This is a genomic window from Acidobacteriota bacterium (genome assembly GCA_040752675.1).
In the GTDB taxonomy this organism is placed as follows: Bacteria; Acidobacteriota; Polarisedimenticolia; order JBFMGF01; family JBFMGF01; genus JBFMGF01.
Genome location: JBFMGF010000109.1, coordinates 1 through 3,964 on the forward strand (window position 1 = coordinate 1; position 3,964 = coordinate 3,964).

Sequence of the window (3,964 nt, forward strand, 5' to 3'; positions counted from 1 at the left end):
CATCATCAAAAAGCCCCTTCCCGTGAAACAAAGCCAAAGTGGTGAAGTGCGAGAGAGCAGGGCAGTCGAACCTCAGGAACCGGAATGGATCGAACTGGAGCTAGCCAGGAAACATTTTGAAGAGAAGGATGCCATCTTCATCGACGCTCGGGAGGTGGAAGAGTATCAAGAAGGGCACATCCAGGACGCGGTGAATGTTCCCTATGGGTGGTATTGGAAAGAACACCCTGACCTGTCCACCCTCTTGCCGGAGGGAAGGGTGATCATCATTTATTGCTCCGGATCAGATTGTGAGGCCAGCGTTCAGCTGGCGTTCGCCATGTTCGAAAGAGGATATTCCAATCTCAAGATCTTCTTTGGAGGTTGGGAGGATTGGGTCAACGCTGGCTTGCCGGTGCAGGAGGGGCCACAGCCATGACTTTTCTGAAAACCTTTCTCACGCATCGGGTCATCATTGTCCTGTTCCGGGTGATCATCGGAGCGATTTTTATATGGGCGAGCCTGGACAAGATCGCGCATGCCTCGGATTTCTCGAGGGCCATTCACAACTATCGGATCATGCCGGTCTTGACGGAAAACATCATGGCCATCTCTCTTCCCTGGTTGGAGCTTCTGGCGGGGCTCTTTCTCATCATTGGCTACAGGGTGCGCGGGGCTGCCACAGTGATCTCCGCTCTTCTCATGATCTTCATCATGGCCATCACGGTGGCCCTCCTCAGAGGGCTGGATATCTCCTGCGGTTGTTTTGATACGCAAGGGGGGGCCAAGATTGGGTTGGATATTCTCTTCCAGGATCTTCTCATGCTCGTCATGTCCGGATCCATTGCCCTGGCGGGGCCCGGACAGGAGACGCGTCCTTAACGGCTCTCTTTCACTTTCTTTGATAATTGCCGAAGGTGGGACGTCAAATTCGATTTGTATCGAGCTGCCGTGTTTCGGTGGATGATCCCTCTGAAAACGGATTTATCGATCAGGGCGATCGTTTCCGGAAACAGCTTCTCAGCTGCAGAGATATCCTTTTGTTCCAGAAGCGACCGGAACTTCTTGATCTTTGTTCTCAGATGACTGAGGTGGGTCCGGTTTCTTATCCGGCGCCTGGTGTCCTGTTTCATCTTTTTTTCTGCCGATTTATGTGTGGCCATTTCTTCATTCTCCTTTCCCTGGTGAAGAACGATTCCTCTCCATCTCTCTCAATCATTTCCCATCGAATAGGAACAGGATGGTTCACGTTGGTTACAGGAAAAGACGAGATGATTTCCCCAGCGAGGAAATCATCTCTTGGCGCTCAGGCTCGCTCTTTTGTGCTTCGCAAAAAAACCACGCCCCCTCTCTCCGGCCACCTCACAGACTCGGCGGCGCGCACAAACATGCGCTCCTTTCTCGTCGCGCGTGCGCCCTCACGACGCTTTTCCTTGCAACCAACGTGAACCATTTTGAGAAATTTCCATATTCTATGGAAAACCATATCGTTGTTCTTCCAGAGCCTTTCAGGCGTGGAAAGTCCCCAGCAACAATCCTGTGAGACCATGGAAAACTTAATATTATTAGAATATTGTCGTGGATAAGTCAACACCGGATGATCAAAATCCGGCGCCGATGCTTTTCAGCTTGTCCTTGGCGATGCGAGCCTCATCACTTTTCGGGTAGCGATTGATAAGGTACTGCAGAAGGATCACTCCTTTGGCCGTCTGGTTCAATTCAAAAAGGGCAAACGCCTTTTTCAGATGAGCTCCCGGTACCTTATCTCCATCGGGGAAATTCTCGATCACCTTATCGAATTCTTCGATCGCCGTTTGATAATCCCCCTGACTGTAATGGCACTCGCCGATCCAGTACTGGGCATTGTCGGTCAGATCACTTTTGGGGAATCGCTGGATGTATTCGCGGAGCCCGGAAATGGCGAGGGCGTAATTCCCCTTGGAATAGTCAGCATAAGCGGATTTGAACAGCTCCTCGGGCTGGCTCAGAGGAGCCGCGGCACCTTCCGAGGAAAGAGGTGTCCCTTCACCAGCCAGGGGAGGAGAAACTCCCGGAGGCATCGTCCGGAACAGATCTTTCGTGGCCTGGATCTCCTGAGAAAGGATCGATATCCTGTGGTTGGTGTCCGTGAGGCGATCGAGAAGGATTTGAATATCCCCGCTGAGGGAGTCGATCTTGAGCTGAACGTCGGCTTTCTCCGACTGGGACATCTGAGCCTGGTTCTTGATCTTATCGTTGATGCCCTCCACGGCTGCATGAGTCGAGGAAACTTCCTTTTCCAGTCTGGTCACCTTCTCCTGAATCCCCGCGATGTCCGTCTGCAGCATCTCAAACTGTTTCGCCGTGATGCAGGACGAGGAGAAAAGGAGAACCGCCATCAACAGAATAAAGACGATCTTGCTTTTCAATGGTCACCCCCTATCATTCTTCTATGACAAATTCGACGCGCCTATTCTTCGCCCAAGCTTCTTCACCATGACCGGGGTCAGCAGGCCTCTCTTCTCCATAACTGATGATCTTGAAACGAACGGCGTTCAGACCGAGGTTGAGGAGATAGTTCCTCACAGCGTTAGCTCTCTTGGCTCCCAGCTCCAGATTATACTCGATGGTTCCCCTCTCGTCACAGTGTCCTTCCAGAAGAATCTTATACTGGGAATGCTCCTGAAGCCAGCGTGAATTCTCCTTCAAGGTGGCGATGGTGTCTGACCTCAGATCGTACTTATCGAAATCGAAATAGACAGTCATCAGAATCTTCTGCCGGTTGAGCTCATCGATCGAAATCACTTCTGGAACTTCCTCTTTGCCTGGCGAAACTGTCCAGGTCTCCTTCACATCCTCGGGAATTTCAGAGGGCTTGCTTTCCACGGCTGGTGCTGGAATGGCCTCCTCGGGAAGCGCCGCCGGTTCTTTTTTCATCCTTTTCGCACACGAGCCCAGCAGAGAAAGAGAGAGCAAAAGAACAAGAAAAGTGGCCCATACGATGTGTCCTTTTTTCATACTTTCATGTCCTCCTCAAAATAAAGTGTTTGCCATATCTCCATGATTTTATTTTCCATCGAACTGTGACACCTTGAGGGAATGGTGAGCGTTGGATCGCAGCGAAAAGCGTCGTGAGGGCGAGCAGGCATGGTTCCCTGGCGAAGCCAGGGAGAGCGAGCCCGAGAGGTGATTTCCTCGCCGGGGAAATCACCTCGTCTTTTCCTGCGATCAACGCGAACCATGGGTACCCATCTGCCGCAATTGTGCGAGAAACTAATATGTCATCCCTCCATTTATGCTCGCGATGGGAAATCTTTCGCTTCTGAGCGAAAGGTTTCCGCAAACTAATGAATCTCCTGCAATAGCTGATAGATTTCATTAATATGAGGAATCATGAAACTCCACTCTTTTGATCACCGGGACCAGTCCGGCGTGTAGCAACCACCAAGAAAGGTGAGCTGCCTCTGATCCGTTCCCTCAATGTTCACGGAAAAGATATCATAAGAGCCTCTTCTGTTGGAGGCAAATACGAGATGCCTTCCATCAGGGGACCAGCGAGGATTCTCATGATTTCCTCTCTCGGTCGTCAATCGGATCGATGTTCCCCGATTCATATCATAAAGATAGATGGCGAACGTCCCCTCCCGTCGAGAGACGTAGGCGATCTTGTCGCCCCGGGGAGACCACGCGGCGGAGTCATTGTAGGAGCCTTCATACGTCAATCGGCGAACATTGGTTCCCTCAGCCTCCATGATGTAGATTTGAGGGGAACCGCTGCGATCCGAGGTGAAAACGATCTCTCGCCCCGTGGGAGACCAGCAGGGGGAAGAATCGATGGCCGGGTGAAAGGTGAGCTGCTCTTTCCTTTTCGATTCCAGATTAACAAGCAGTTTTTATCTTCGAAAAATTTTTTAACATACTCGCCATGGTACCCTCGAAAAGATGTTTCATAATCGATCACGGGCCAAAGCTTCGTGTTCCTAAAGAGACAAGTCTAAGCCTACTT

6 protein-coding genes are annotated in these 3,964 nt (G+C 51.1%); 2 read left to right on the top strand and 4 right to left on the bottom strand.

Translation table 11 applies throughout. From position 1 onward, the window contains the following. The coding region (locus AB1756_09805) for a rhodanese-like domain-containing protein (protein MEW5807624.1) at positions 1–418 on the top strand (418 nt) is incomplete at its 5' end. Next, positions 415–861 carry a MauE/DoxX family redox-associated membrane protein gene (locus tag AB1756_09810; GenBank protein ID MEW5807625.1) on the top strand — a complete coding sequence of 149 codons (447 nt, stop codon included), beginning with the start codon at positions 415–417 and terminating at the stop codon, positions 859–861. The genes AB1756_09805 and AB1756_09810, both read left to right, overlap by 4 nt. On the opposite strand, the gene rpsT is transcribed toward AB1756_09810, so the two are convergent. From rpsT to AB1756_09830, 4 genes are all read right to left on the bottom strand, one after another. Then, complete coding sequence (gene rpsT, locus AB1756_09815; protein ID MEW5807626.1) at positions 858–1,142, bottom strand: 30S ribosomal protein S20; 285 nt, start codon at positions 1,140–1,142, stop codon at positions 858–860. The genes AB1756_09810 and rpsT overlap by 4 nt on opposite strands. 438 nt (positions 1,143–1,580) lie before the next feature. After that, positions 1,581–2,387, bottom strand: coding sequence for a tol-pal system protein YbgF (gene ybgF / locus AB1756_09820; GenBank protein ID MEW5807627.1), 807 nt, complete (start codon positions 2,385–2,387; stop codon positions 1,581–1,583). A 13-nt stretch (positions 2,388–2,400) separates the two neighbouring features. Further along, entirely contained in the window at positions 2,401–2,976 is a 576-nt protein-coding gene (gene pal, locus AB1756_09825) for a peptidoglycan-associated lipoprotein Pal (GenBank protein ID MEW5807628.1), read from the bottom strand. Between the two features lie 395 nt (positions 2,977–3,371). Next, positions 3,372–3,848: a hypothetical protein gene (locus AB1756_09830; protein MEW5807629.1), complete on the bottom strand. Its 477-nt coding sequence runs from the start codon at positions 3,846–3,848 to the stop codon at positions 3,372–3,374. Positions 3,849–3,964 lie beyond the last annotated feature (116 nt).

Coding starts and splice junctions, on each gene's coding strand:
- AB1756_09810 (MEW5807625.1), top strand. CDS start 415: ATGACTTTTCTGAAAACCTTTCTCACGCATCGGGTCATCATTGTCCTG.
- rpsT (MEW5807626.1), bottom strand. CDS start 1,142: ATGGCCACACATAAATCGGCAGAAAAAAAGATGAAACAGGACACCAGG.
- pal (MEW5807628.1), bottom strand. CDS start 2,976: ATGAAAAAAGGACACATCGTATGGGCCACTTTTCTTGTTCTTTTGCTC.